At 52.1% G+C, this 25,536-nt stretch carries 22 protein-coding genes; 11 read left to right on the top strand and 11 right to left on the bottom strand.

Features of this window, described 5'->3' with window-relative positions; all coding sequences use genetic code 11:
• Nucleotides 1-12 precede the first annotated feature (12 nt).
• Both ftsZ and lpxC read left to right on the top strand, forming a co-directional pair.
• Nucleotides 13-1,167, top strand: coding sequence for a cell division protein FtsZ (gene ftsZ, locus D6C13_RS09075; RefSeq protein WP_112286943.1), 1,155 nt, complete (start codon nucleotides 13-15; stop codon nucleotides 1,165-1,167).
• Nucleotides 1,168-1,266: 99 nt separating this feature from the next.
• A complete protein-coding gene (gene lpxC / locus D6C13_RS09070) occupies nucleotides 1,267-2,184 on the top strand; it encodes a UDP-3-O-acyl-N-acetylglucosamine deacetylase (protein WP_120132463.1) in 918 nt (305 codons plus the stop codon).
• 12 nt (nucleotides 2,185-2,196) lie between these two features.
• On the opposite strand, the gene D6C13_RS09065 is transcribed toward lpxC, so the two are convergent.
• On the bottom strand, nucleotides 2,197-2,721 hold the full coding sequence (locus tag D6C13_RS09065) for a DUF721 domain-containing protein (RefSeq protein WP_120132462.1): 525 nt from the start codon (nucleotides 2,719-2,721) through the stop codon (nucleotides 2,197-2,199).
• 26 nt (nucleotides 2,722-2,747) lie between these two features.
• On the opposite strand from D6C13_RS09065, the gene secM reads away from it, so the two are divergent.
• The 3 genes from secM to mutT all read left to right on the top strand — a co-directional run bounded on the left by secM (nucleotide 2,748) and on the right by mutT (nucleotide 6,586).
• Entirely contained in the window at nucleotides 2,748-3,275 is a 528-nt protein-coding gene (secM, locus tag D6C13_RS09060) for a secA translation cis-regulator SecM (RefSeq protein ID WP_120132461.1), read from the top strand.
• Between the two features lie 80 nt (nucleotides 3,276-3,355).
• Nucleotides 3,356-6,073: a preprotein translocase subunit SecA gene (gene secA / locus D6C13_RS09055; protein WP_120132460.1), complete on the top strand. Its 2,718-nt coding sequence runs from the start codon at nucleotides 3,356-3,358 to the stop codon at nucleotides 6,071-6,073.
• A 114-nt stretch (nucleotides 6,074-6,187) separates the two neighbouring features.
• Nucleotides 6,188-6,586: an 8-oxo-dGTP diphosphatase MutT gene (mutT, locus tag D6C13_RS09050; protein WP_167458010.1), complete on the top strand. Its 399-nt coding sequence runs from the start codon at nucleotides 6,188-6,190 to the stop codon at nucleotides 6,584-6,586.
• A gap of 65 nt (nucleotides 6,587-6,651) precedes the next feature.
• Here the strand turns inward: mutT and yacG are convergent, their stop codons facing one another.
• The 3 genes from yacG to coaE are packed head-to-tail and all read right to left on the bottom strand — an operon-like array spanning nucleotide 6,652 to nucleotide 8,233.
• Entirely contained in the window at nucleotides 6,652-6,849 is a 198-nt protein-coding gene (gene yacG / locus D6C13_RS09045) for a DNA gyrase inhibitor YacG (protein WP_120132459.1), read from the bottom strand.
• Between the two features lie 9 nt (nucleotides 6,850-6,858).
• The gene (gene zapD, locus D6C13_RS09040; RefSeq protein ID WP_120132458.1) at nucleotides 6,859-7,611 is read right to left on the bottom strand and encodes a cell division protein ZapD; all 753 of its coding nucleotides are present in this window, start codon (nucleotides 7,609-7,611) and stop codon (nucleotides 6,859-6,861) included.
• On the bottom strand, nucleotides 7,604-8,233 hold the full coding sequence (coaE, locus tag D6C13_RS09035) for a dephospho-CoA kinase (protein ID WP_120132457.1): 630 nt from the start codon (nucleotides 8,231-8,233) through the stop codon (nucleotides 7,604-7,606). The genes zapD and coaE overlap by 8 nt, the downstream gene beginning before the upstream one ends.
• A 241-nt stretch (nucleotides 8,234-8,474) precedes the next feature.
• On the opposite strand from coaE, the gene D6C13_RS09030 reads away from it, so the two are divergent.
• On the top strand, nucleotides 8,475-9,518 hold the full coding sequence (locus D6C13_RS09030) for a GMP reductase (protein ID WP_120132456.1): 1,044 nt from the start codon (nucleotides 8,475-8,477) through the stop codon (nucleotides 9,516-9,518).
• Nucleotides 9,519-9,592: 74 nt separating this feature from the next.
• Here D6C13_RS09030 and hofC read toward each other — a convergent pair whose 3' ends face one another.
• From hofC to nadC, 4 genes are all read right to left on the bottom strand, one after another.
• Nucleotides 9,593-10,813, bottom strand: a complete 1,221-nt coding sequence (gene hofC, locus D6C13_RS09025; protein ID WP_120132455.1) for a protein transport protein HofC — start codon at nucleotides 10,811-10,813, stop codon at nucleotides 9,593-9,595.
• Entirely contained in the window at nucleotides 10,810-12,303 is a 1,494-nt protein-coding gene (gspE, locus tag D6C13_RS09020) for a type II secretion system protein GspE (protein ID WP_120132454.1), read from the bottom strand. Before gspE ends, hofC begins: the two co-directional genes overlap by 4 nt.
• Entirely contained in the window at nucleotides 12,300-12,749 is a 450-nt protein-coding gene (gene ppdD / locus D6C13_RS09015; RefSeq protein ID WP_120132453.1) for a prepilin peptidase-dependent pilin, read from the bottom strand. Before ppdD ends, gspE begins: the two co-directional genes overlap by 4 nt.
• A gap of 291 nt (nucleotides 12,750-13,040) precedes the next feature.
• Nucleotides 13,041-13,934, bottom strand: coding sequence for a carboxylating nicotinate-nucleotide diphosphorylase (gene nadC / locus D6C13_RS09010; RefSeq protein WP_120132452.1), 894 nt, complete (start codon nucleotides 13,932-13,934; stop codon nucleotides 13,041-13,043).
• A 94-nt stretch (nucleotides 13,935-14,028) separates the two neighbouring features.
• On the opposite strand from nadC, the gene ampD reads away from it, so the two are divergent.
• Together ampD and ampE are read left to right on the top strand one after the other, a co-directional pair.
• Nucleotides 14,029-14,601 carry a 1,6-anhydro-N-acetylmuramyl-L-alanine amidase AmpD gene (gene ampD / locus D6C13_RS09005; protein ID WP_120132451.1) on the top strand — a complete coding sequence of 191 codons (573 nt, stop codon included), beginning with the start codon at nucleotides 14,029-14,031 and terminating at the stop codon, nucleotides 14,599-14,601.
• Between the two features lie 61 nt (nucleotides 14,602-14,662).
• Complete coding sequence (gene ampE / locus D6C13_RS09000) at nucleotides 14,663-15,517, top strand: beta-lactamase regulator AmpE (RefSeq protein WP_120132450.1); 855 nt, start codon at nucleotides 14,663-14,665, stop codon at nucleotides 15,515-15,517.
• An 80-nt stretch (nucleotides 15,518-15,597) separates the two neighbouring features.
• On the opposite strand, the gene D6C13_RS08995 is transcribed toward ampE, so the two are convergent.
• The 3 genes from D6C13_RS08995 to aroP form a co-directional block, all read right to left on the bottom strand.
• A complete protein-coding gene (locus tag D6C13_RS08995) occupies nucleotides 15,598-16,575 on the bottom strand; it encodes a glycoside hydrolase family 43 protein (RefSeq protein ID WP_120132449.1) in 978 nt (325 codons plus the stop codon).
• Entirely contained in the window at nucleotides 16,568-18,010 is a 1,443-nt protein-coding gene (locus D6C13_RS08990) for a glycoside-pentoside-hexuronide (GPH):cation symporter (RefSeq protein ID WP_120132448.1), read from the bottom strand. The genes D6C13_RS08995 and D6C13_RS08990 overlap by 8 nt, the downstream gene beginning before the upstream one ends.
• Nucleotides 18,011-18,223: 213 nt before the next feature.
• A complete protein-coding gene (gene aroP, locus D6C13_RS08985) occupies nucleotides 18,224-19,594 on the bottom strand; it encodes an aromatic amino acid transporter AroP (protein WP_120132447.1) in 1,371 nt (456 codons plus the stop codon).
• A 428-nt stretch (nucleotides 19,595-20,022) separates the two neighbouring features.
• Between aroP and pdhR the strand changes: the two genes are divergently transcribed.
• The 3 genes from pdhR to aceF all read left to right on the top strand — a co-directional run bounded on the left by pdhR (nucleotide 20,023) and on the right by aceF (nucleotide 25,528).
• Entirely contained in the window at nucleotides 20,023-20,793 is a 771-nt protein-coding gene (gene pdhR / locus D6C13_RS08980) for a pyruvate dehydrogenase complex transcriptional repressor PdhR (protein WP_013576986.1), read from the top strand.
• 162 nt (nucleotides 20,794-20,955) lie between these two features.
• Nucleotides 20,956-23,619 (top strand): pyruvate dehydrogenase (acetyl-transferring), homodimeric type, encoded by a 2,664-nt coding sequence (aceE, locus tag D6C13_RS08975; RefSeq protein ID WP_120132446.1) that lies wholly within the window; start codon nucleotides 20,956-20,958, stop codon nucleotides 23,617-23,619.
• A gap of 13 nt (nucleotides 23,620-23,632) precedes the next feature.
• On the top strand, nucleotides 23,633-25,528 hold the full coding sequence (aceF, locus tag D6C13_RS08970) for a pyruvate dehydrogenase complex dihydrolipoyllysine-residue acetyltransferase (protein WP_120132445.1): 1,896 nt from the start codon (nucleotides 23,633-23,635) through the stop codon (nucleotides 25,526-25,528).
• The last annotated feature ends 8 nt before the right edge of the window (nucleotides 25,529-25,536 follow it).

Genomic DNA, 25,536 nt, shown 5'->3' with positions numbered 1-25,536 from the left:
CGGAGAGAAACTATGTTTGAACCTATGGAACTGACCAATGACGCGGTGATTAAAGTCATCGGCGTCGGCGGTGGCGGCGGCAACGCTGTCGAACACATGGTGCGCGAGCGCATCGAAGGTGTTGAATTCTTCGCCGTTAACACCGACGCTCAGGCGTTACGTAAAACGGCAGTAGGCCAGACTATTCAGATCGGTAGTGGTATTACCAAAGGTCTGGGTGCTGGTGCGAACCCGGAAGTGGGTCGCAATTCTGCAGAAGAAGACCGTGAAGCCCTGCGCGCTGCGCTTGAAGGTGCGGACATGGTCTTTATCGCAGCGGGCATGGGCGGCGGTACCGGTACCGGTGCAGCGCCAGTGGTTGCTGAAGTAGCAAAAGATTTAGGTATTCTGACCGTTGCTGTGGTGACTAAGCCTTTTAATTTCGAAGGCAAAAAACGCATGGCATTCGCGGAGCAGGGTATCGCTGAACTGTCCAAACATGTGGACTCCCTGATCACTATCCCGAACGACAAGCTGTTAAAAGTTCTGGGTCGCGGTATCTCTCTGCTGGACGCTTTCGGTGCGGCCAACGACGTCCTCAAAGGCGCCGTGCAGGGTATTGCAGAGCTGATCACCCGTCCGGGTCTGATGAACGTCGACTTCGCTGACGTGCGCACCGTAATGTCCGAAATGGGTTATGCCATGATGGGTTCCGGCGTGGCATGTGGTGAAGACCGTGCTGAAGAAGCGGCTGAAATGGCGATCTCCAGCCCGTTGCTGGAAGATATCGACCTGTCAGGCGCTCGCGGCGTTCTGGTCAACATCACCGCTGGCTTCGACCTGCGTCTGGATGAGTTCGAAACTGTGGGTAACACTATCCGTGCTTTCGCCTCTGACAACGCGACCGTGGTTATCGGTACTTCCCTTGACCCGGAAATGAATGACGAATTGCGCGTCACCGTGGTAGCGACCGGTATCGGCATGGATAAACGTCCTGAGATCACTTTGGTGACCAATAAGCCAGCCGCCCAGCCAGTGATGGATCATCGTTACCAGCAGCACGGGATGTCTCCGCTGCCGCAGGAAACGAAACCCGCTGCTAAAGTGGTCAATGATCAAAGCGCGCAATCTAATAAAGAGCCCGACTATCTGGACATCCCGGCCTTCCTGCGTAAGCAGGCAGACTAGTCCGAATTGTAGGATCTCCGCTCTTTGTGCTAAACTGTCCCGCCGACCTTAAGGTATGCTTAGGTCGGTTGGATGGATAAACATTGCGAGATAAAAACGATGATCAAACAACGTACATTAAAACGTATCGTTCAGGCGACGGGCGTCGGTTTACATACCGGCAAGAAAGTCACCCTGACTCTGCGTCCTGCACCGGCAAATACCGGGGTCATCTATCGTCGCACTGACTTGAATCCACCGGTTGATTTCCCGGCAGATGCAAAATCCGTGCGTGATACCATGCTCTGTACTTGCCTGGTTAATGAGCATGACGTGCGTATTTCTACGGTAGAACACCTTAATGCGGCATTAGCTGGCCTGGGCATTGATAATATTGTTATCGATGTCGATGCGCCTGAAGTGCCGATTATGGACGGTAGTGCTGCACCTTTCGTCTATCTGCTGATGGACGCAGGGATTGAAGAGCTGAACAGCGCCAAGAAATTCTTGCGCATCAAAGAAACCGTGCGTGTTGAAGACGGTGATAAGTGGGCTGAGTTCAAACCATTCAATGGTTTCTCTCTGGACTTCACTATCGACTTCAATCACCCGGCGATTGATTCCAGCTCACAGCGCTACAAAATGAACTTCTCCGCAGAAGCATTTGTTCGCCAAATTAGCCGCGCACGTACTTTTGGTTTCATGCGTGATATCGAGTACCTGCAGTCACGTGGTTTGTGCCTGGGTGGCAGCTTTGATTGCGCAATCGTTGTGGATGATTACCGTGTGCTTAACGAAGATGGCCTGCGTTTTGAAGACGAGTTCGTTCGTCACAAAATGCTGGATGCTATCGGTGACCTGTTCATGTGTGGACATAACATCATTGGTGCGTTTACCGCATTCAAGTCTGGCCACGCATTGAACAACAAGTTATTGCAAGCGGTACTGGCTAAGCAGGAAGCCTGGGAATTAGTGACGTTCCAGGATGAAGCTGAATTGCCACTGGCTTTTAAAGCGCCTTCCACAGTATTGGCGTAATCGATACTCGTATTACTTATTACGACTGGTTGTTTTGGCACCCTCTCCGGCTAACCCAGCCAGTCGTTCTAATGCCTTCCTCAGTTTTTCCGGGCTACGGCTCGCCAGTCCTCTTAATTCCTCAGCACTTTGCGCACTCAAATGTCTGACCGGCATGGATTGTGAAGCGATCGCTTGATTTTTAATCGCAATCTGCGAAGCATTTTCCATTTTCGCCATGAGCGAAGGATTAATCCTGATGTCGATTGATGACAATGATGGTAGAATTTGCGCTCGAAGTGCAGAGAGTAATGCAGGCTGTTCATAGCGTAATCGCATCATCCAGCTGGCATTAGCAATCTCGAGCACTAAAACACCCTGTCGATAATTACCGACACGACACCATGGTTGCATGGGCGTTGGTAACAGACCTTTCACTGCGCGGTTGAGTTTTAATAACGCCGCCGCACGCTGTTGAACAATACGCAGCGGGCTTTGCTCAGTGGAAGAGGCGTCATCGAACAGGATATCTAATAATTGTGGGCGACTATCGCGCATGACGGGCTCCGGCGGATTGTAAACTTGTGATTGGTATTCTAAATCGTTGGCGACAATTTGGCAGAAGGTATTTTTGGCCGCATCTCCTTTTGGGGATGGTCGCGGCGAGCCTTGGCGTGTCAACGAACCTGTCGCAAACGGAACTGCCTGCGGTTCCCAATACGTCCTCAAGTCTAAACCGTCTTAACATCGGTAGTACAGGGCTGAGTAATCTTGCATTGCTCCAGGCGAATCGCCGCCCGTCTTTCGGTGTGGATTACTGGCAGCAACATGCGTTGCGCACAGTCATCCGTCATCTCTCTTTTGCTCTGGCTCCGCAGGTAGTTTACACCGTTGCCGCGCCGGAAGTGGTGGCTGAAGAAGCCGGACCATTACACGTTCAGCAACTGGCTCTGCTGGTTACTCTGAATGCTTTACTGACCCATGAATCCAAACCACCGGTTATCATCCGTCAGACGCAACAACCTTTTCTAACCTTCTACTTACCGCACCAGACTGGCCTGTGGTTAGCACAGGTGCAAGGCATCCGTGCGGGCCCAACCTCCCTGATTTAACAGACTGTAATTTTAAACTCTATCTATAAATCAATAAATTAGTGGCCATTTTACGTGGTCTCCAAGAGATATTAAGCATAATGTTAATCAAATTATTGACCAAAGTTTTTGGTAGCCGTAACGATCGTACACTGCGTCGCATGCGTAAAGTTGTTGACCTGATCAACCGCATGGAACCTGAAGTTCAAAAGTTGACGGATGAGCAACTGCAAGCGAAAACCAACGAATTCCGTGAGCGTCTGGCTAAAGGTGAAGTACTGGAAACCCTGATCCCGGAAGCTTTTGCCGTGGTTCGTGAATCCAGCAAACGTGTATTCGGTATGCGCCACTTTGACGTGCAGTTACTCGGCGGTATGGTACTGAACGAACGTTGCATCGCGGAAATGCGTACTGGTGAAGGTAAAACGCTGACCGCAACGCTGCCAGCCTACCTGAACGCACTGAGCGGTAAGGGCGTTCACGTCGTTACCGTCAACGACTACTTAGCCCAGCGTGACGCCGAAAATAACCGTCCGTTGTTTGAATTCCTTGGCCTGAGCATCGGCATCAACTTGCCTGGTATGCCTTCACCGGCTAAGCGCGCGGCTTACGCTGCTGACATCACCTACGGTACAAACAACGAATACGGCTTTGACTACCTGCGCGACAACATGGCGTTTAGCCCTGAAGAACGTGTTCAGCGCAAACTGCACTACGCGCTGGTGGATGAGGTTGACTCCATCCTGATCGATGAAGCACGTACTCCGCTGATCATCTCCGGCCCGGCTGAAGACAGCTCAGAAATGTACACCCGCGTGGACAAACTGATCCCTAAACTGATCCGTCAGGAAAAAGAAGATTCCGACACCTTCCAGGGTGAAGGCCACTTCTCTGTGGATGAGAAAGCGCGTCAGGTTCACCTGACCGAACGTGGTCTGGTACTTATCGAAGAAATGCTGGTTGAAGCAGGCATTATGGAAGAAGGCGAATCTTTGTATTCCCCGACCAACATCATGCTGATGCACCACGTGACTGCGGCACTGCGCGCGCACGTACTGTTCACCCGCGATGTCGATTACATCGTGAAAGACGGTGAAGTTATCATCGTCGATGAACACACCGGCCGTACCATGCAAGGTCGTCGCTGGTCTGACGGTCTGCATCAGGCTGTGGAAGCCAAAGAAGGCGTTGAAATTCAGAACGAAAACCAGACGCTGGCTTCGATCACCTTCCAGAACTACTTCCGTCTGTATGAAAAACTGGCCGGTATGACCGGTACTGCGGACACCGAAGCGTTCGAATTCAGCTCTATCTACAAACTGGATACCATTGTTGTGCCAACTAACCGCCCTATGGTGCGTAAAGATATGGCCGACCTGGTGTACATGACTGAGATGGAAAAAATTGGCGCGATTATCGAAGATATCCGTCAGTGTACCGCGAACGGTCAGCCGGTTCTGGTCGGTACCATCTCGATTGAAAAATCAGAAGTGGTTTCTAACGAACTGACGAAAGCGGGCATCGCGCATAGCGTTCTGAACGCCAAGTTCCACGCCAAAGAAGCAGACATTGTTGCTCAGGCGGGTCAGCCAAGCGCGGTCACCATCGCCACCAACATGGCGGGTCGTGGTACCGATATCGTACTGGGTGGCAGCTGGCAGGTTGAAGTTGAAAACCTGGGCGAAGAAGTCACCGACGAGAAAATCGCTGAAATTAAAGCCGCATGGCAGATCCGCCACGACGCGGTTCTGGCTTCAGGTGGTTTGCACATCATTGGTACTGAGCGTCACGAATCACGCCGTATCGATAACCAGCTGCGCGGCCGTGCGGGTCGTCAGGGTGATGCCGGTTCATCTCGCTTCTACCTGTCAATGGAAGATGCCCTGATGCGTATCTTCGCCTCTGACCGTGTATCAAGCATGATGCGCAAACTGGGTATGAAACCAGGCGAAGCGATTGAGCATCCTTGGGTGACCAAAGCGATTGCCAACGCTCAGCGTAAAGTTGAAAGCCGTAACTTCGATATTCGTAAGCAATTGCTGGAATATGATGATGTGGCGAGCGATCAGCGTCGTGCGATCTATAGTCAGCGTAACGAACTGCTGGACGTGTCTGATGTGAGCGAAACCATCACCAGCATCCGCGAAGATGTGTTCAAAGTGACTATCGACAGCTACATTCCGCCACAGTCTCTGGAAGAAATGTGGGACGTGAAAGGTCTGGAAGAGCGCCTGAAGAACGATTTCGAGCTGGAAATGCCGATTTCAGAGTGGCTGGATAAAGAGCCAGAACTGCATGAAGAAACCCTGCGCGAACGTATCATGGAGCTCGCGAAAGAATCTTACGCCCGTAAAGAAGAAGTCGTTGGCGCTGAAATGATGCGTAACTTCGAGAAAGGCGTGATGTTGCAGACCCTCGATTCCCTGTGGAAAGAGCATCTGGCAGCGATGGATTACCTGCGCCAGGGCATCCACTTACGCGGCTACGCGCAAAAGGATCCTAAGCAGGAATACAAACGTGAATCCTTCGCGATGTTTGCTGCGATGCTGGAATCCCTGAAATATGAAGTGGTCAGCGTGCTGAGCAAAGTTCAGGTGCGTATGCCTGAAGAAGTTGAAGCGATGGAGCTTCAGCGTCGTGAAGAAGCTGAGCGTCTGGCGCGTCAGCAGCACCTGAGCCATCAGGATCAGCAGGAAATCGAAGTGGCCGAAGCGGCGCGTCTGGCAGCATCTGGTGAACGCAAAGTGGGACGTAACGATCTCTGTCCGTGCGGTTCCGGTAAGAAATACAAACAATGCCATGGCCGCCTGCAAAAGTAAGATCTCAGGCTAAGTCATCGTGTTAATCTTAAAGGCGGCTAATCACCGCCTTTAATTTTGTCTAAAAGTTCGTACAGGACAGTCTTTGCAGTCAGCGGATAGGTGGATATTGTGATGCTCAATCAACTGAATATCTCAGTCGGCATTATTCGTAATGCTCGGAAAGAAATCTTTATTACTCAGCGCGATGCGTCATCGCACATGGCAGGTTTTTGGGAGTTTCCCGGCGGAAAAATCGAAGCAGGTGAAACGCCAGAACAAGCGGTGATCCGCGAGTTGCAGGAAGAAGTTGGCATAGATGCAAAGTCCCCGGTGCTGTTGAAAACGCTGGAGCATCGTTTCCCTGACCGTATCATCACTTTGTATTTCTTCATGGTAGAAGAGTGGCAGGGTGAACCTTATGGCAAAGAAGGACAGCCCAAGCGCTGGGTTGCGCAGTCTGATTTGAAAGAGGAAGAGTTTCCTGTGGCTAACGAAGTCATCGTTACTGCCCTAAAAAACAATCAGTACTGATAACATGTTGAATTTAAAGACACAAAAAAGGGGGCAAAGCCCCTTTTTCCATGCCCGTTTCTGACTTAAATCTCTTCTTCGCTCCAGTCATCCAGATCATTCACATCGCCTTTGCTCGGGATGCGTTTCTCTTCATCGGCCCATTCACCGAGATCAATCAACTGGCAGCGCTTGCAACAAAAAGGGCGGAAAGGGCTTTGCTCGCCCCACACCACCGTTTTGCCACACGTCGGGCAATTTACTTCAATAATTTCAGGATTCATTTGCAACTCCTAGCAGCAGGCAAGTTCGAAATTCAGTCGCGCGGGAACCACGCCATGTTCGCTGTCCAGGGGTAAAAAGCGAATGGCATAACGGGTTTTATGCCCGGATACTTGCGGATAAAGTTGGTTTTCCATCGAGAGGCGCAATCGTAACAGATCTGCGCCTTCGGCGTTGTCCTGGAAAAATCCATTCAGGCTGATCTGATTACGAAACACGCCGGACTGGCGGATCAGATCGAGAACCATTGTGAGCGAGTTATTCAGCGGGGCCAGCGTTTCGAGCCAGTTTTGTACTTCACTGTCACGCAGGGACTGAGCCAGATGCAGCCAGATATGCAGCGTCGGAAGATCAAAACTACAGCAGCCACCCGGAATGCTCAGACGCTGGCGGACCAGGGCAATCAGGCGATCTTCCTTCAGCGCCTGTCCGATACGCGGGGCTTTCATCAGCACGGTCGCACACTGTTTGAGGTCGGCACGCAGTCCGTCAATTCTTGACAGGTCCACGCCCGGAACGTCTTTCCACTGAGATAATTTTTGTTGCTGGCGTTCCAGCTCTTTCAGTAGATCAGTACGGACTTCTCCGCGCTCCAGAACGTCGAGCAAATCGGATGCGGTTCGGAAAAATAACAGGGCAGAAGCAATCGAAGTGATTTGCGAATTAGAGTGCATCTGTTGCAACAAAAACTCGATACGCAGCCAGGTGCGCATCTTCTCATTCAATGGATGTTCAAAAAGAACGGTTGCAGCTACATCAGTCATGCTTGGCAATATCCTGTCTGTTTACTGATGCCGCAAATTCCAGATAGCGGCGATGTAATAAGGCAACACGCGGTTCGATAGATTTCGGGTCACCGCTGTTATCAATGATGTCATCCGCACAGGCCAGCCGTTTTTCACGAGTGACCTGCGCAGCAATAATATTTTCAGCCTGCTGCCGACTAATTCCGTCACGAAGCATGGTGCGTGAAAGCTGAATCTGAGGCTCAATATCTACTACCAGTACGCGATTTACCCGCGTCTGTAATCCATTTTCGATAAGCAATGGCACCACCCAGAGCACATAGGGCGTATCAGCCTGTGCAAAAAGCTGCTGTGTTCTGGCATGAATAATCGGATGCAGTAAGTGGTTAACCCATTCTTTATCAGGCGGATAACTGAAAATGCGCTCCCGCAGAGCCGGGCGGTTCAGTGAGCCATCCGCAAGAATAATTTCGTGACCAAATCGCTGATGGAGCTGTTTTAGCGCAGGTTCCCCCGGCGCAACCACCTGACGGGCAATAATATCAGCATCGACAATGCTCACACCGTGGCGGGCAAAACTTTCGGCAACGGTACTTTTTCCACTCCCGATACCTCCGGTCAATGCAACGATATAGCTCATGCTGATGCTCTGATAAAATTAGTTAGGTAAATGATAAAGAGATTGTGATTAAGTGCAAGCCGTCGTCGTCCCGCTTTTCATGCGAAAATTATTCAGCAGCACAATCAAAAGTCTGTGATGTGAATTGCAAAAGCCATCTTGCCGTTGTCATTTTCCTGTGTATGATAAAGTCACTGGAAAGGGTGTCTAAAAATTTGCTGTACACCCTAGCGACCCGTCGCCAAACCAGGACAAACCCGTCATGCGCATTGAAGAAGATTTGAAGTTAGGTTTTAAAGACGTACTCATCCGCCCTAAACGTTCTACTCTCAAAAGCCGTTCCGAAGTTGAACTGGAACGCACATTCACATTTAAACACTCTGGTATCAGCTGGTCTGGCACCCCGATTATTGCCGCGAACATGGACACCGTCGGAACATTCCGTATGGCGACCGTTCTGGCTTCTTTCGGCCTTCTGACCGCTGTACATAAGCATTACACCGTAGAACAGTGGCAGGCATTCATCACTTCAGCCGATGAATCCGTTCTGCGCAATGTGATGGTATCGACCGGAACGTCAGAAGCGGATTTCGTTAAAACTCTGCAAATCCTTGCTCTTTCGCCGCTGCTCAAATTTGTTTGTCTGGATGTCGCGAACGGGTACTCCGAACATTTTGTCGGTTTCCTGCAACGCGTACGTGAAGCCTGCCCGGATAAAGTGATCTGTGCCGGTAACGTGGTCACCGGTGAAATGGTTGAAGAACTGATCCTTTCCGGTGCAGATATCGTTAAAGTGGGTATCGGGCCGGGGTCGGTATGTACCACCCGTGTGAAAACCGGTGTGGGTTATCCGCAGCTTTCCGCCGTGATTGAATGTGCCGATGCCGCTCACGGTCTTGGCGGTCAGATTGTCAGTGACGGCGGTTGCGCGGTTCCCGGCGATGTGGCGAAAGCCTTCGGCGGCGGTGCTGATTTCGTCATGCTCGGCGGTATGCTGGCTGCGCATGAAGAGTGTGAAGGCACGGTCGTTGAAGAAAATGGTGAGAAGTTCATGCTTTTCTATGGCATGAGCTCAGAATCTGCCATGAAACGCCACGTCGGTGGTGTTGCACAATACCGTGCGGCAGAAGGTAAAACGGTAAAATTACCTCTGCGTGGTCCGGTTGAAAACACCGTACGTGATGTCCTCGGTGGCCTGCGTTCTGCCTGTACTTATGTCGGTGCTGAGCGTCTAAAAGAACTGACCAAACGTACGACCTTTATCCGTGTAGCGGAGCAGGAAAACCGCCTGTTCGGCAGCAAATAAGTCAGTTATGTCTGATGCGGCGAGACTCGTTTTCGCCGCTTTCTGCTCCTCAACCTTCTGCTTTACCCTTTCTCCTATCCCATCACCGACCCCAGCTGGAATATCGGCAGATACATCGCAATCACCAGCCCGCCCACAATGATCCCCATTACTGCCATCAGCACCGGCTCAATGGTTTGCGACAACGTATCCGCCAGTGAATTCGCTTTATGGTTATGCAGCTGCGCAAGTTTTTGCAGTAATTCATCGAGAGAACCTGACTCTTCGCCGATTTTAATCAGCTGATGGCATAAGGTCGGAAACAGCGGTGACTGAACAAACGCTTTGTGTAAGGGGATCCCTTGCATGATCTGCTCACGTATCTGGCTCAGTGCCGCCTGAAAATGCAAATTAGATACAGAAGCAGAGGCCGCCGCCAGCCCGGCAATTAACGTCATTCCCGCCTGTTGTGTCATGGCCAGTGTTTGAAAAATCTGGCCGAGGCAGCTGTCTGTTACCAGCCGCGAAGTCAGGGGCAACCGTAGCAGAAGCTTTTGCTCACGTAGTTTCCAGCGCGTGTGCGGATGCATTTTTTGCAGATATCCAAAACAACTTAGCAAAAGCGCTCCTGCTACCCACGGGCCTGTTGTGACCAACGCTTCCGAGGTGTTGATCAGCATCTGAGTAAACCACGGCAACTTAGCGTCAAAGGATGCATAAATCTTCGCAAACTCCGGCAGAACCAGCGTCAGCATCAGCAGGGTAACCACAGTGGCAATCGCGCTGACGATAAGCGGATAACGCAGAGCCTTTTTCACTTTGCTTCTCAATTCAGCTTGTTGTTCCTGCTGAGTTGCCAGTTGCAGACAGCATCTGTCCAGCTGACCCGTCAGTTCGCCTATTGAAATAATTTGCCGGTAAATATCAGGGAAGGTATCGGGATACTGTCCCAGCATTTCTGAAAGCGGTTTTCCCTCGCGGACTCCTCTGGCGATATTCAACAGCACGCAGTTCCATGCCGGTTTCGTATGTTCGTTGCCCAGCAGCGTCAGGCTATTCATCAGGGGTAATCCGGCCTGGAGAAGCGTCGCCAGTTGTCTGACAAAGGCGACGCGCTCCTGATTCTTCCAAAATTGCCTTCTCAGGCGTTGCTTCATTTTGATATTTACCGGCTGTAAACCTGCGGCAAAAAGCTGCCGGTAAATGCCGTCTTTATTTATTTCAATGCTGTTGCCTTGCTGAATACTGCCCAGCGTATCGACGGCCTGCCATTGATAAAGCCGCCACTTTTTAGAAACAGCCCCGGTTTCGCTCATAAGCCGGTGTCTTCGCCGGTGACTCTGTAGAGTTCTTCAAGCGAGGTAATACCTTGTTCAACCAGCAACATTCCCGCTTCCTGCAAGGTTTTCTGTCCCTGCTCGCGGGCGATTTTACTCAGTTCAGTGACGCCTGCCCCCGCGACCAGAGCCTGCTGCAACCGGGGGGTAATATTGAGCGTCTCGTAAATCCCCGTTCGTCCGTAGTAGCCGGAAAAACACTGATGGCAACCTGCGGCTAACCAAAGTGGCATTGTGCTGCTGCGGCCATCAGGGCCTTTTTCGACCAGTGACATATGTGCTTTGCGACAATGCGGGCAAAGTTTTCGAACCAGTCGCTGAGCGATGACCAGACGCAAACTGGCTGCTATATGAAAGCCCTCGATCCCCATTTGGCGAAGACGGGTCAGCGTCTCGCAGGTGGAATTGGTATGGAGGGTAGAAAGCACCATATGGCCGGTCTGCGCCGCTTTTACAGCAATCTCGGCGGTTTCTTTATCCCGGATTTCACCGACCATAATCACATCAGGATCCTGACGTAATAATGCCCGCAGGACACCGGCAAAACTCAGATCCGTTTTGCTGTTGATCTGCGTCTGATTAATGCCGCTGACCGGGATTTCGATCGGATCCTCAACGCTGCAGATATTTCGGGTAATGGCATTCAGATGGCGCAGGCCGCTGTAGAGCGTCACCGTTTTTCCGCTGCCTGTCGGACCGGTGACCAGAATCAATCCCTGCGGATGTTTCAGTGCTGCTTTGAAATAATCGAGATCGCGCGGCGTGAATCCCAGCTGTGACATCGACAGATCCTGCTGCGTCATATGGAGTATCCGCAGCACAATCTTTTCACCGTGCAGCGTCGGCAGGGACGAGACACGCATCGAATAGCGCTGATTTTGCAGCATCACTGAAAGCTGTCCGTCCTGCGGCAATCTACGTTCTGCCACGTTGAGCTGCCCCATAATTTTCAGGCGTGCGCATACGCTGGCGGCCATCGAAAACTCAGGGCCGGGGATTTCCTGTAATACACCATCAATCCGCACGCGAACCCGGAAGCTGTGCTCAAAAGGTTCAAAGTGAATATCCGAGGCGCGACGGGTAATGGCGTGCCTGAGGATCTGGTTAAGCACATTGATGACCGGTGCATCGCTTTGAGCGTTTAGTTCATTCTCATCACGGGGAGCAGGTGGGGTTGACTCCTCTCGGGCGGCATTTTGCTGCGAGCCGGAATGGCCTTTTTCCATTACCTGTTCCAGCCGCGCCTGTGGCCAGCGTTCAAGCTGCACTTTCAAGCCGGTGGCGAAACGCAGCACGTTGCCCAGTGATTCCGTATCCGCCTCGCTTTCATGACAGGCAACGCGAAGGGTCTGCGGGTCTCGATGTAAAATGACGGCTTTATATCGCTGGCACAGGGCTTCAAGCGAAGCTTCACTTTGCTGCCTTTCGCTGCGTACCGGCGACACAGGATCCAGGGGGGTATCGGTCATTGAGTGGCTCCCTGACTGTCAAAACGGAACACGCTTTCGCAGGCATCAACCATCGAAGTATTGGTGGCGTTCGTGCAACTACGATTCCAGACGATCCCTCCTGCCAGATTATCGACCACCGGCGTCATGACGACGCTGAGCCCTTCCAGCGCCTGTTGCCCGGTGAGCGAGATGACCCCTGCGCTGACGCGTACCTGGCTGACGTAACGGCTGCTGGTTGCGGCGGGGATCCCCTGAGTCCCTGCGTTGCAGCCCGTCAGGGTTCCGGCATCAATCACACACAATTCGACACCGGTTTTATACGGCACCATCGTTTGCAGCATGTCGGTCATGGCGGCTTTCTGGATATAGCTCTGGTAAGCGGGTATGCCGATGGCGCTGAGAATCGCAATAATCGCGATCACTACCATCAGTTCAATAAGGGTAAATCCTTGTTGCCGGTGCATGGCGTTCTCCGTTGAGTAAAACTGCGTGGGTAAAGCTGTGGCAGCAAACTAAACGCAGATATCACCGGACTCCAGCCCCGTTGTTGGCTTCTCCGCGATGTCTTCCAGGATAAATATGTATGTCATTACGGACGGCAAAATTTTTGCGCGATGTCCCGCAACAATGAAGATGAAATGAAAAAGGGGATAGCAGTCAGACCGTGAGAATGCGAGGGTAGTGCGGCAAGATGAAATAGACCGGAAGAAGTCGAGTTGCCCCTGAAAAGGATGCCAGGGGCAACAGCGTTGCGATCAGCTAAAGCGCATGGAGAGATCCATCGCTCTGACATGTTTGGTCAGCGCACCGACGGAAATGTAATCCACGCCGGTTTCTGCGAACTCACGCAGCGTTGCTTCCGTAACATTACCGGAAACTTCCAGCAGCGCGCGACCGGCGGTCAGTGCCACCCCTTCGCGCATCATTGGTACGGTAAAGTTATCGAGCATGATGATGTCCGCTTTAGCATCCAGCGCCTGCTGAAGTTCATCGAGGGATTCGACTTCGACTTCCACAGGAACGTCGGCATGGATCCACAATGCGCGCTCGACTGCCGCTTTAATTGAGCCACAGGCAATGATGTGGTTTTCTTTGATAAGAAACGCATCGGCCAGACCCAGACGGTGATTGCTTCCGCCACCGCAAAGCACGGCATATTTCAGTGCAGTACGCAGACCCGGCAACGTTTTGCGGGTGTCCAGCAGCTTGGTTTTTGTGCCTTGCAGAATCTTCACATAGTGATTCACTTCGGTTGCCACGCCGGAGAGAGTTTGCACAAAATTCAGCGCGGTACGTTCGCCGGTCAGCAACATACGTGCGGAGCCGGAAAGTTCGCATAATGTCTGGTTTTCAGAAACGGCGTCGCCGTCTTTAACATGCCATCTGACGGTGATTTTATCCCCGGCCAGTTGCTTAAAGACTTCATCCAGCCAGCGTTGCCCGCAAAAAATACCGGGTTCACGGGTGATGATTGTGGCGGTCGCGTTTTTATCCTGCGGCAACAATTGCGCCGTTAAATCATTGTTAGCATTAGCTTCGCCGCCGAGGTCTTCGCCCAGGGCTTGAGTCACAAGAGAAGGAATATCATTCTGGATACGTTCGAGTAACTGTGCGCGGCGACTTTCAGGGCTGTAGCTGCGGGTAGACATACAAATACTCCGAAATGGCGGATAAGAAGGACAAAAAAACATGCTACCCTGTTGCTGTGATAAGTACCACACAAGCACATCATTGAGGTCTTTGATGCACTTAGAACAAGGCTGGATAGCCGAAGCCCGGCGGGTCGTTTCTCCCCATTTTGATCTCCGCCCTGACGATGAAATCCCCTCATTGCTGGTTGTCCACAACATCAGTTTGCCGCCCGGAAAATTCGGCGGTCCTTATATTGATCAACTTTTTACCGGTACCCTGAATCCGCAGGACGATCCTTACTTTGAGGGGATCCACCAGTTGCGTGTTGCGGCGCATTGCCTGATCCGTCGCGACGGCGAAATTGTCCAGTACGTCCCTTTTGATAAACGTGCCTGGCATGCTGGGGTTTCCAGCTGGCAGGGGCGTGAACGTTGCAATGATTTCTCCATCGGCATTGAGCTGGAAGGCACGGATTTTGAGCCTTTTACTGACGCGCAATATCGCAGTCTGGCCGCTGTTACTGAGTTGTTAGTTAAGCACTATCCCATTAATCTTGATGCCATTACCGGACACAGTGATATTGCTCCGGGGCGTAAGACCGATCCCGGCCCTGAATTTGACTGGGCATTTTATCGCAAGCTGATAGCGCTGCCGGTAGGGCAGAATAGTTCTTCTGACCAGTGAGTTAACGCGGCCTCTGGTGTGTGTTTTAAGCCTGTGATGTGTTGAGAGAGAGTGACAATCGATGACGTTATTTACTTTGCTGCTGGTGCTGGCTTGGGAGCGGCTGTTCAAACTGGGTGAACACTGGCAGCTGGACCACCGGTTCGAGGTGATATTTCGCCGCGGGCGGCAGACTTCGTTAGTGAAAACGCTGGCTATCATGGTCATCTGGATGGCGGTGATCTGGGGCGTTCTGCGTGCCCTACAGGGGATCTTCTTTGGTGTACCGACGCTGATTTTGTGGGTGATTTTGTGCCTGTTGTGCATTGGCGCAGGGATTAAACGTAAGCATTATCGCGCTTATCTTAAATCAGCCCGTCAGGGCGATGCCGACGCCTGTAACGAAATGGCTGAGGAACTGGCGCTAATCCATGGCCTGCCGACAGATTGCACGGAAGAAGCCCGCCTGCGGGAACTGCAAAATGCGCTGTTATGGATAAACTACCGCTATTATCTCGGCCCGTTATTCTGGTTTGTGGTGTGCGGTCCTTTCGGGCCGGTGGCATTAGGCGGATATGCGGCTTTGCGTGGTTATCAGACCTGGCTGGCGCGCCATATGCCGCCTTTAAAACGTGCGCAATCCGGCGTTGATGCTCTGCTGCATATTCTGGACTGGATCCCGGTTCGTCTGGCGGGTGTGGCTTATGCACTGCTGGGCCACGGTGAGAAAGCTCTGCCGGCCTGGTTCGCTTCGCTTGGCGATATTCACTCGTCGCAGTATCAGGTGTTAACCCGTCTGGCGCAGTTCTCGCTGGCACGTGATCCGCATACCGATCCGGTACAAACGCCACGCGCTGCGGTGAGTCTGGCACGCAAAGTGACGATGATTATTCTGGTCGTTGTTGCGCTTCTGACGATTTACGGCACGCTGATTTAACGAGATTTTGCTGCACCTCTTTTCAATGCAAAGCATCAGTAAAAAGCCCGGTACATTTTCGTGTCCGGGCTTTTTTGCTTTTATCCGCGCTGCTTTTGTAAGGTCAGCGGCCGGTTATCGGCGACGGGTTCACCGAAATCTGGCATCCCGTTATCATCCCAGCGGAAGGCTTTGATGCGCGTATGCCGGTTCGGGTCATACAACGGATCCCCTTCAATTTCCGTGTAATTTCTGGCGTGATAGACCAGCACATCTTCGCCCTGTTCGTTGCGGGTAAAGCTGTTGTGGCCAGGACCAAACTGTTTGTTCTGCGCCTGAGTGGTGAACACCGGATGCTGAGATTTATGCCAGCTTTCAGGATCCATCAGATTGCTGCTGAGATCTGCCCAAAGCAAACCGATACAGTAATTTTCGTCGGTGGCGCTGGCGGAATAAGTGATGAAAATTTTATCGCCATGCGTAATCACCGCCGGGCCTTCGTTGACCCAAAAACCGATGATTTCCCAGTCCAGTTCAGGTTTGGTAAGCATCACGGGCGGTGATTTCAGCGTCCACGGGTTTTCCATTTCAGCCAGATACAGATTGGAGTTTCCGCGAATTGCCGGGTCTTTCTGGGCCCACAGATAATAGCTTTTGCCCTGATGCTCAAAGTGCGTGGCATCCAGCGAGAAGCTGTCGATTGGCGTCTGGATGCGGCCCTTCTCCTGCCATTTTCCCGTAAGCGGATCGGCTTCTTCGCACACCAGTGCATACATCCGGTGCTGGAATAATCCGTCCACAATCTCCTGCGATGGCGCAGCGGCGTAATAGATAACCCATTTCCCGTCGATAAAATGCAGTTCCGGCGCCCAGATAAGCGCGCTCATCGGGCCGGTTTCAGGTTTATGCCAGACGACGGTCGCTGGCGCGCTGGCAAGGCCGGTCAGCGTTGGCGAGCGGCGGATCTCCAGCCGGTCATATTCAGGAACCGATGCGATAAAGTAATAGTTTGCGTCGCTGTGCAGCCAGATATGCGGGTCTGCGCGTTGCTCAATCAGCGGGTTAGGGTAATTACTCATGTTTCAGCTCCTTGCTGTTCAGTGAGACGCTGGCGATATCCGCATCTTGTGCATTTTTTGCGTCGTGATATTCATTCAGCTCGCGGTAATTACGGCGACGAATTTCCAGATCAGCCTGAATGGTGCGCATGGTTTCGCGATCCACTTTCAGTAATCGTACAACACCGGCAGTAATCAGATATCCCACGCCAGGGATGATGGTGAACAACAGCACAATGCCGTTGATTGCGTGGTCACTTTGCTGCGCTGCTCCGGCGTTATAGCCATAAGAGGAGAGCAGGAAGCCGACCATCGCGCCGGCGACTGCCAGTCCGCATTTAAGGAAGAACAGGTTGCCGGAGAAGCTGATACCGGTGACGCGTTTACCGGTTTTCCATTCGCCGTAATCATCGACATCGGCCATCAGCGACCAGTGCAGCGGGGAAGGGAGCTGGTGCATGATGTTCAGGATGAAATACGCTACCAGGATCAGCGTTGTGGCGTGCGGATCAAGGAAATAGAAGCCGCAGGAGAAAATAGTCAGGATAATGTTGGCCCAGAAGAACACTTTCAGTTTGCAGTATTTATCGGTCAGCGGTTTTGCCAGCGCGCTGCCGATCATCATGCCCACTACGCCCAGGCTGATAAACATACTGGCGAACGACGTGGATTTTTCCATCACCCAGGTGACGTAATACATGGTGGCTGCCATACGGATGAAGCCCGGACAGACGTTGCAGAATGTCAGCAACAGGATGCGCACCCACTGGTCATTTTTCCATACATCTTTCAGATCAGATTTCAGGGCGTGTTTAGAAGGTACCGCAGGCTGGATACGTTCTTTCACCGAGCTGAAACAGAACAGGAACATAAACAGCGCGATGATTGCCATCACGCCCATCGACATCTGATAGCCCTTAGCTTTGTCCGCGCCGCCGAAAAAGTCCGCCATTGGCAGAAGAGTCGATGACAGGATCAGTGTCGCAATTCCGACCATAAAGAAGCGGTAAGACTGACAGGCCACACGTTCATGCGGATCGGCAGTAATCACGCCGCCCAGTGAACAGTAAGGAATGTTAATGGCTGTGTAAGTCAGGGACATCAGGAAGTAGGTGACAAAAGCATAGATAACCTTGCTGTTGTAGGTCCATTCCGGCGTGGTGAACATCAGTACGCTGAACAGAACATACGGCACCGAAACCCATAACAAATACGGGCGGAACCGTCCCCAGCGGGTGGTCGTGCGGTCAGCAATTGCACCCATAATCGGGTCGGTGACGGCGTCGATGACGCGTACTGAAAGCAGTAATACGCCGACCAGCGCTGGCGCTAAACCGAAAACGTCAGTGTAAAAATAATTAAGAAACAGCATGATGGCGCCGCCAATCATATTACAGCCCGCATCCCCCATGCCGTACGCTACTTTCTCTTTGAACGACAGCCCGCCTTCCTTCATGGATGTTCTCTCCGGATAGATGTCAAAAGGACAGTTGTTAAAAAACTGTTTGATAGCCCAGAGTATTGGCTCAGGAAGGGAATATGAGTCAGGAGGTAAGAGTCGTGAAGATGGACAATTTGGTCATCTCAAAAAAAGTGTGACCTACATAACAAGACGCCCCGGTAAGTGACTTAGCCGGGGCGTCTGAGGATTTTAAACAATCACTATTGCTTAAGCGTTAACGGATTTCCCGCTTTGCTGATTCTTGATCCAGTAACCGATGCCCAGAACTACCAGCCAGACCGGGATCAGCCATACGGAGATCGCCATGCCCGGAGTGATAGCCATGATCACCAGAATCGCCGCCATAAACAGCAGACAGATGTAATTACCCAGCGGATACAGCAGCGCTTTGAACTTAGGTTCCACGCCTTCACGACGTTTCGCCTGACGGAATTTCATGTGCGCAAGGCTGATCATCGCCCAGTTGATCACCAGTGCGGAAACCACCAGCGCCATCAGCAGACCAAACGCTTCTCCCGGCATCAGGTAGTTAATCAGAACACACAGTGCGGTGGTGGTGGCAGAAACGAGGATGGAAGCCACCGGCACGCCGCGTTTGTCGACTTTCATCAGGGATTTCGGTGCGTTACCTTGCTGAGCCAGACCGAACAACATGCGGCTGTTACAGTAAACACAGCTGTTGTAGACCGACAGGGCAGCAGTCAGGATCACCACGTTCAGGGCATTCGCCACCAGTGCATCACCCAGTTCATGGAAGATCAGGACGAACGGGCTGGTGTCCGGCCCGACGCGGGTCCACGGCATCAGGGAAAGCAGCACGGCCAGTGAGCCCACATAGAAAATCAGGATGCGGTAGATAACCTGATTGGTCGCTTTAGGAATGCTGATTTCCGGGTTATCCGCTTCAGCAGCGGTAATGCCGACCAGCTCAAGGCCACCGAACGAGAACATAATGATAGCCATCATCATGACCAGTCCCGTCATTCCATGCGGCAGGAATCCTCCATGCTCCCACAGGTTGCGAACAGTGGCCTGCGGGCCTGCGGTATCGCTGAACAGTAACCAGCCACCAAACAAAATCATCGCCACCACGGCAACCACTTTGATGATCGCAAACCAGAACTCCATCTCACCGAACACTTTTACGTTAGTGAGGTTGATGGCGTTGATCAGGACAAAGAACACTGCCGCAGAGGCCCAGGTCGGGATCTCCGGCCACCAGAATTGAATATATTTACCGACGGCGGTTAGCTCCGCCATCGCCACCAGCACGTACAGAACCCAGTAGTTCCAGCCGGAAGCAAAACCCGCGAACCCGCCCCAGTATTTATAAGCAAAGTGGCTGAACGAGCCGGCAACCGGCTCCTCAACTACCATTTCACCTAACTGGCGCATGATTAAAAAGGCAATAAAACCTGCAATTGCGTAGCCCAGAATAATCCCCGGCCCCGCAGACTGAATGACGGAAGCGCTGCCCAGAAACAGCCCTGTACCGACGGCCCCGCCTAGTGCAATCAGCTGAATATGACGGTTTTTCAGACCGCGCTTCAGCTCATCGCCTTGTTGTTGATCAACCATTTACCTGTCCTCTGTCATTGGGGCAAAACCCATAACATTCTGCGTGTTAGAAAGAATGTAAGGCGATAATTACACTTTTTGTATTTAATTATTTACGGCTGGATTGTGCCTAAAAAGCAGCATCATCTACCGTTCGGCCAAGAATAGTGGTATGCGCAAAAGTTTGCACGGGGTTTATGCATCATTTGCATAACAAATAGCCAAATTGACTGGAAAATTGTTCAGGATCTAAAAAATGTGATCTGAGGCTGGGTAAAAAAGATAAATGATAAGAATTTGTTAAAATGTGCGGGGTCGACGCATTTACTGGGTAGCCATATGGACACAAGGTGAATACTTTGTTACTTTACGGCCACGTTTTTTAAATTGGTATTACCAATTGACTCCGGCAACTTACAGAGTCGCTACTCGCAGAGAACAGCACATATATGGCTTACAGCAAAATCCGACAGCCTAAGTTATCCGATGTGATCGAGCAGCAACTTGAGTTCCTGATCCTCGAAGGCACCTTGAGACCCGGGGAAAAGCTTCCGCCAGAGCGCGAACTGGCCAAACAGTTTGATGTATCGCGACCTTCTCTGAGAGAGGCAATTCAAAGCCTGGAAGGGAAGGGGCTACTCCTGCGCCGTCAGGGTGGTGGTACTTTCGTACAAAGTAATCTCTGGCAAAGCGTGAGTGACCCGCTGGCCGAATTACTGGCCGACCATCCTGAATCACAATTCGATCTCCTTGAAACACGCCATGCCCTTGAAGGGATCGCTGCCTATTACGCGGCGCTTCGTGGCACAGAGGAAGATTTGCAGCGCATTCGCGATTGTCATGTGGTCATTCAGACTGCACAAGACAGCGGGGACCTGGACGCAGAAGCCGACGCGGTGATGCAGTATCAGGTTGCTGTAACAGAAGCAGCGCATAATGTCGTGCTGCTGCATCTGGTTCGCTGTATGGGACCGATGCTCGAGAAGAACGTTCGACAGAACTTTGAATTGCTATACTCACGCCGCGAAATGTTGGCGACGGTTAGCAACCACCGCGCCAGTATTTTCGAGGCGATTGTTGCACGGGAACCAGAAATAGCACGTGCCGCATCTCACCGTCACCTGGCGTTCATTGAAGAAGTTTTGCTGGATCTCAGCAGGGAACACACCCGGCGGGATCGGTCTTTACGACGACTCCAGCAACGAAAAGATGAAAGTTAACCCACGAGGTTAATTTTTAGAGCCTTCATTTGAGGGCTCACGGCAACTACATGACGGGCCTGTCTTCGTGTGCTTTCTCATCACCAAGACCGTTTTAGAAAGAGCGCAGGAAGACAGGCTCCAGATAAACCAACGTATTAGATACAGATAAGGAAAAGCACCATGTCAGAACGTGTAAATAATGACGTGGATCCGATCGAAACTCGCGACTGGCTACAAGCGATCGAATCGGTCATCCGTGAAGAAGGTGTTGAGCGTGCACAGTTCCTGATCGATCAGGTTCTGAGTGAAGCGCGTAAGGGCGGCGTGAGCGTCGCTGCTGGTGCAGCCAGCCGTAACTACGTCAATACCATCGCTGTTGAAGACGAACCTGAGTACCCGGGTAACCTGGAGCTGGAACGTAACATTCGTACCGCTATCCGCTGGAACGCCATCATGACCGTTCTGCGTGCGTCCAAGAAAGACCTGGAACTCGGCGGCCACATGGCTTCTTTCCAGTCTTCTGCGACCGTGTACGAAGTGTGCTTCAACCACTTCTTCCGCGCACGCAATGAAAAAGATGGCGGCGATCTGGTGTACTTCCAGGGCCACATCTCTCCGGGCGTTTACGCACGTGCTTTCCTTGAAGGCCGCCTGACAGAAGACCAGATGAACAATTTCCGTCAGGAAGTTCACGGTAAAGGTCTGTCTTCTTATCCGCACCCTAAACTGATGCCTGAATTCTGGCAGTTCCCAACCGTTTCTATGGGTCTGGGCCCTATCGGTGCTATCTATCAGGCTAAGTTCCTGAAATATCTGGAACACCGTGGTCTGAAAGACACCTCCGCGCAGCGCGTTTACGCGTTCCTGGGCGACGGTGAAATGGACGAACCAGAATCCAAAGGTGCGATCACCATCGCCACCCGTGAGAAACTGGACAACCTGTGCTTCATCATCAACTGTAACTTACAGCGTCTTGATGGCCCGGTAACCGGTAACGGCAAAATCATCAACGAACTGGACGGCATCTTCGCAGGCGCTGGCTGGAACGTGATTAAAGTGATTTGGGGCAACCGTTGGGATGAACTGCTGCGTAAAGATACCAGCGGTAAACTGATCCAACTGATGAACGAAACCGTTGATGGCGACTACCAGACCTTCAAGTCCCGCGACGGCAAATACGTTCGTGAACACTTCTTCGGCAAATACCCTGAAACCGCCGCTCTGGTCAAAGATATGACCGACGACGAAATCTGGGCGCTGAACCGTGGCGGCCATGATCCGAAGAAAGTCTTCGCTGCACTGAACAAAGCACAGAACACCAAAGGCCAGCCGACCGTTATCCTTGCGCATACCATTAAAGGTTATGGCATGGGCGACGCTGCCGAAGGTAAAAACATTGCTCACCAGGTGAAGAAAATGAACATGGATGGCGTGCGCTATATCCGTGATCGTTTCAGCGTGCCAGTTACCGATGAAAATCTGGAAAAACTGCCGTACATCACTCTGGACAAAGACTCTGCAGAATCCAAATACCTGCATGAGCGTCGTGCTGCGCTGAAAGGCTACCTGCCGACTCGTCTGCCTAACTTCACTCAGAAGCTGGAAATGCCGAAACTGGAAGACTTCTCACAACTGCTGGAAGAGCAGAAGAAAGAGATCTCTACCACTATCGCTTTCGTCCGTGCCCTGAATGTGATGCTGAAAAACGACTCCATTAAAGACCGTCTGGTCCCGATCATCGCCGACGAAGCGCGTACATTCGGTATGGAAGGTCTGTTCCGTCAGATTGGTATTTACAGCCCGAACGGTCAGCAGTACACCCCGCAGGACCGCGAGCAGGTTGCTTACTATAAAGAAGACGAGAAAGGTCAGATTCTGCAGGAAGGTATCAACGAACTGGGCGCCGCTTCTTCATGGCTTGCCGCAGCAACTTCTTACAGCACCAACGATCTGCCAATGATCCCGTTCTACATCTACTACTCCATGTTCGGTTTCCAGCGTATCGGCGACCTGTGCTGGGCAGCGGGTGACCAACAGGCGCGTGGCTTCCTGATCGGCGGTACTTCAGGTCGTACTACCCTGAACGGCGAAGGTTTGCAGCACGAAGATGGTCACAGCCACATTCAGTCTCTGACTATCCCGAACTGTATTTCTTACGACCCGTCTTACGCTTACGAAGTCGCTGTCATCATGCATGACGGTCTGGTTCGTATGTACGGCGACGCGCAGGAAAACATCTACTACTACATCACTACGCTGAACGAAAACTACCATATGCCAGCCATGCCAGAAGGCGCGGAAGAAGGCATCCGTAAGGGTATCTACAAGTTAGACACTCTGGAAGGTAGCAAAGGTAAAGTACAGCTGCTGGGCTCCGGTTCAATTCTGCGTCACGTACGTGAAGCGGCTGAAATCCTGTCCAAAGATTACGGCGTAGGTTCTGACGTATACAGCGTGACTTCCTTCACTGAACTGGCCCGCGACGGTCAGGACTGTGAGCGCTGGAACATGCTGCACCCGACAGAAACCCCACGCGTTCCGTACATCGCCCAGGTGATGAGCGACGCGCCAGCGGTTGCGTCTACTGACTATATGAAACTGTTTGCTGAACAGGTTCGTACTTACGTTCCGGCCAGCGATTATCGCGTACTGGGTACCGACGGCTTCGGTCGTTCAGACAGCCGCGAAAACCTGCGTCACCACTTCGAAGTGGATGCTTCCTACGTTGTGGTTGCTGCGCTGGGTGAATTGGCTAAACGCGGTGAAATCGAAACGTCTGTAGTGGCTGAAGCCATTAAGAAATTCGATATCAACCCTGAAAAAGTTAACCCGCGTCTGGCATAAGAGGTAAAGACAGATGGCTATTGAAATTAACGTACCGGATATCGGTGCAGATGCAGTGGAAGTCACCGAAATTATGGTGAAGGTGGGCGATACCGTTTCTGTTGAACAATCGCTGATCACCGTTGAAGGCGACAAAGCTTCTATGGAAGTGCCTTCTCCACAGGCTGGCGTGGTCAAAGAAATTAAAGTTGCGGTCGGTGATACCATCGAAACCGGCAAACTGATCATGATCTTTGAAGCCGCTGACGGTGCTGCTGATGCAGCACCGGCGAAACAGGAAGCGAAAGCAGAAGAAAAACCTGCCGCCGCCGCCCCTGCTTCGAGCGAAAGCAAAGAAGTGAACGTGCCTGATATCGGTGGCGACGAAGTTGAAGTCACTGAAATCATGGTCAAAGTAGGCGACACCGTGACAGCTGAGCAATCGCTGATCACCGTAGAAGGCGATAAAGCCTCTATGGAAGTCCCTGCGCCGTTCGCGGGCAAAGTGAAAGAAATCAAAATCGCTGCGGGCGACAAAGTCAGCACCGGTTCTCTGATCATGGTCTTCGAAGTTGCAGGTTCTGGTGCAGCCGCACCGGTCGCAGCAGCAGAAACCAAATCAGACGCAGCACCTGCTGCACCGGCTCAGTCCGGCAGCAAAGAAGTGAACGTACCTGATATCGGCGGCGACGAAGTCGAAGTCACTGAAATCATGGTTAAAGTTGGCGACAAAATCAGTGCTGAACAGTCACTGATCACCGTTGAAGGCGATAAAGCTTCAATGGAAGTCCCGGCACCGTTCGCGGGCACCGTGAAAGAAATCAAAATCGCTGCGGGCGACAAAGTCAGCACCGGCTCTCTGATCATGATCTTCGAAGTAGAAGGCGCTGCGCCTGCTGCTCCGGCGGCTAAGAAAGAAGCAGCAGCTGCGCCTGCGAAACAGGAACAGAAAGCTACTGCCCCTGCTGCTTCAGCCGCGAGCAAAGGCGAATTCGCTGAGAACGACGCTTACGTTCACGCCACGCCGGTTATCCGTCGTCTGGCCCGTGAATTCGGCGTTAACCTGGCGAAAGTCAAAGGGACTGGCCGTAAAGGTCGTATCCTGCGCGAAGACGTTCAGACTTACGTGAAAGACGCGGTCAAACGTGCCGAAGCCGCTCCGGCAGCAGCAACGGGTGGCGGTCTGCCAGGCATGTTGCCTTGGCCGAAAGTGGACTTCAGCAAGTTTGGTGAGATTGAAGAAGTTGAACTGGGCCGTATCCAGAAAATCTCTGGTGCGAACCTGAGCCGTAACTGGGTGATGATCCCGCACGTTACGCATTTTGACAAAACCGATATCACTGAGCTGGAAGCGTTCCGCAAACAGCAGAACGATGAAGCCGCTAAACGCAAACTGGACGTGAAATTCACCCCGGTGGTCTTCATCATGAAAGCCGTTGCTGCAGCGCTTGAGCAGATGCCACGCTTCAACAGTTCCCTGTCTGAAGATGGTCAGAAACTGACCCTGAAAAAATACATCAACATTGGCGTGGCGGTTGATACGCCAAACGGTCTCGTTGTTCCGGTCTTCAAAGACGTGAACAAGAAAGGCATCGCCGAGTTGTCCCGTGAGCTGATGGCTATCTCCAAGAAAGCCCGTGACGGTAAGCTGACTGCTGGCGAAATGCAGGGCGGTTGCTTCACTATCTCCAGCCTCGGTGGTATCGGGACGACCCACTTCGCGCCAATCGTCAACGCGCCGGAAGTGGCTATCCTCGGTGTTTCCAAGTCTGCTATCGAGCCAGTCTGGAACGGTAAAGAGTTCGCACCGCGTCTGATGATGCCAATGTCGCTCTCCTTCGACCACCGCGTTATTGACGGTGCCGATGGTGCGCGCTTCATCACCATCATCAACAACGTGTTGTCTGACATTCGCCGCCTGGTGATGTAAGTGAAAAG

This window comes from Rahnella woolbedingensis, from assembly GCF_003602095.1.
GTDB lineage: Bacteria > Pseudomonadota > Gammaproteobacteria > Enterobacterales > Enterobacteriaceae > Rahnella > Rahnella woolbedingensis.
This window is presented reverse-complemented; position numbering and strand designations above follow the sequence as displayed.

Excerpts from the sequence above, each read along its gene's own strand:
- ftsZ (WP_112286943.1), top strand. The coding sequence starts at position 13 with ATGTTTGAACCTATGGAACTGACCAATGACGCGGTGATTAAAGTCATC.
- lpxC (WP_120132463.1), top strand. The coding sequence starts at position 1,267 with ATGATCAAACAACGTACATTAAAACGTATCGTTCAGGCGACGGGCGTC.
- D6C13_RS09065 (WP_120132462.1), bottom strand. The coding sequence starts at position 2,721 with ATGCGCGATAGTCGCCCACAATTATTAGATATCCTGTTCGATGACGCC.
- secA (WP_120132460.1), top strand. The coding sequence starts at position 3,356 with ATGTTAATCAAATTATTGACCAAAGTTTTTGGTAGCCGTAACGATCGT.
- mutT (WP_167458010.1), top strand. The coding sequence starts at position 6,188 with ATGCTCAATCAACTGAATATCTCAGTCGGCATTATTCGTAATGCTCGG.
- yacG (WP_120132459.1), bottom strand. The coding sequence starts at position 6,849 with ATGAATCCTGAAATTATTGAAGTAAATTGCCCGACGTGTGGCAAAACG.
- zapD (WP_120132458.1), bottom strand. The coding sequence starts at position 7,611 with ATGACTGATGTAGCTGCAACCGTTCTTTTTGAACATCCATTGAATGAG.
- coaE (WP_120132457.1), bottom strand. The coding sequence starts at position 8,233 with ATGAGCTATATCGTTGCATTGACCGGAGGTATCGGGAGTGGAAAAAGT.
- D6C13_RS09030 (WP_120132456.1), top strand. The coding sequence starts at position 8,475 with ATGCGCATTGAAGAAGATTTGAAGTTAGGTTTTAAAGACGTACTCATC.
- hofC (WP_120132455.1), bottom strand. The coding sequence starts at position 10,813 with ATGAGCGAAACCGGGGCTGTTTCTAAAAAGTGGCGGCTTTATCAATGG.
- gspE (WP_120132454.1), bottom strand. The coding sequence starts at position 12,303 with ATGACCGATACCCCCCTGGATCCTGTGTCGCCGGTACGCAGCGAAAGG.
- ppdD (WP_120132453.1), bottom strand. The coding sequence starts at position 12,749 with ATGCACCGGCAACAAGGATTTACCCTTATTGAACTGATGGTAGTGATC.
- nadC (WP_120132452.1), bottom strand. The coding sequence starts at position 13,934 with ATGTCTACCCGCAGCTACAGCCCTGAAAGTCGCCGCGCACAGTTACTC.
- ampD (WP_120132451.1), top strand. The coding sequence starts at position 14,029 with ATGCACTTAGAACAAGGCTGGATAGCCGAAGCCCGGCGGGTCGTTTCT.
- ampE (WP_120132450.1), top strand. The coding sequence starts at position 14,663 with ATGACGTTATTTACTTTGCTGCTGGTGCTGGCTTGGGAGCGGCTGTTC.
- D6C13_RS08995 (WP_120132449.1), bottom strand. The coding sequence starts at position 16,575 with ATGAGTAATTACCCTAACCCGCTGATTGAGCAACGCGCAGACCCGCAT.
- D6C13_RS08990 (WP_120132448.1), bottom strand. The coding sequence starts at position 18,010 with ATGAAGGAAGGCGGGCTGTCGTTCAAAGAGAAAGTAGCGTACGGCATG.
- aroP (WP_120132447.1), bottom strand. The coding sequence starts at position 19,594 with ATGGTTGATCAACAACAAGGCGATGAGCTGAAGCGCGGTCTGAAAAAC.
- pdhR (WP_013576986.1), top strand. The coding sequence starts at position 20,023 with ATGGCTTACAGCAAAATCCGACAGCCTAAGTTATCCGATGTGATCGAG.
- aceE (WP_120132446.1), top strand. The coding sequence starts at position 20,956 with ATGTCAGAACGTGTAAATAATGACGTGGATCCGATCGAAACTCGCGAC.
- aceF (WP_120132445.1), top strand. The coding sequence starts at position 23,633 with ATGGCTATTGAAATTAACGTACCGGATATCGGTGCAGATGCAGTGGAA.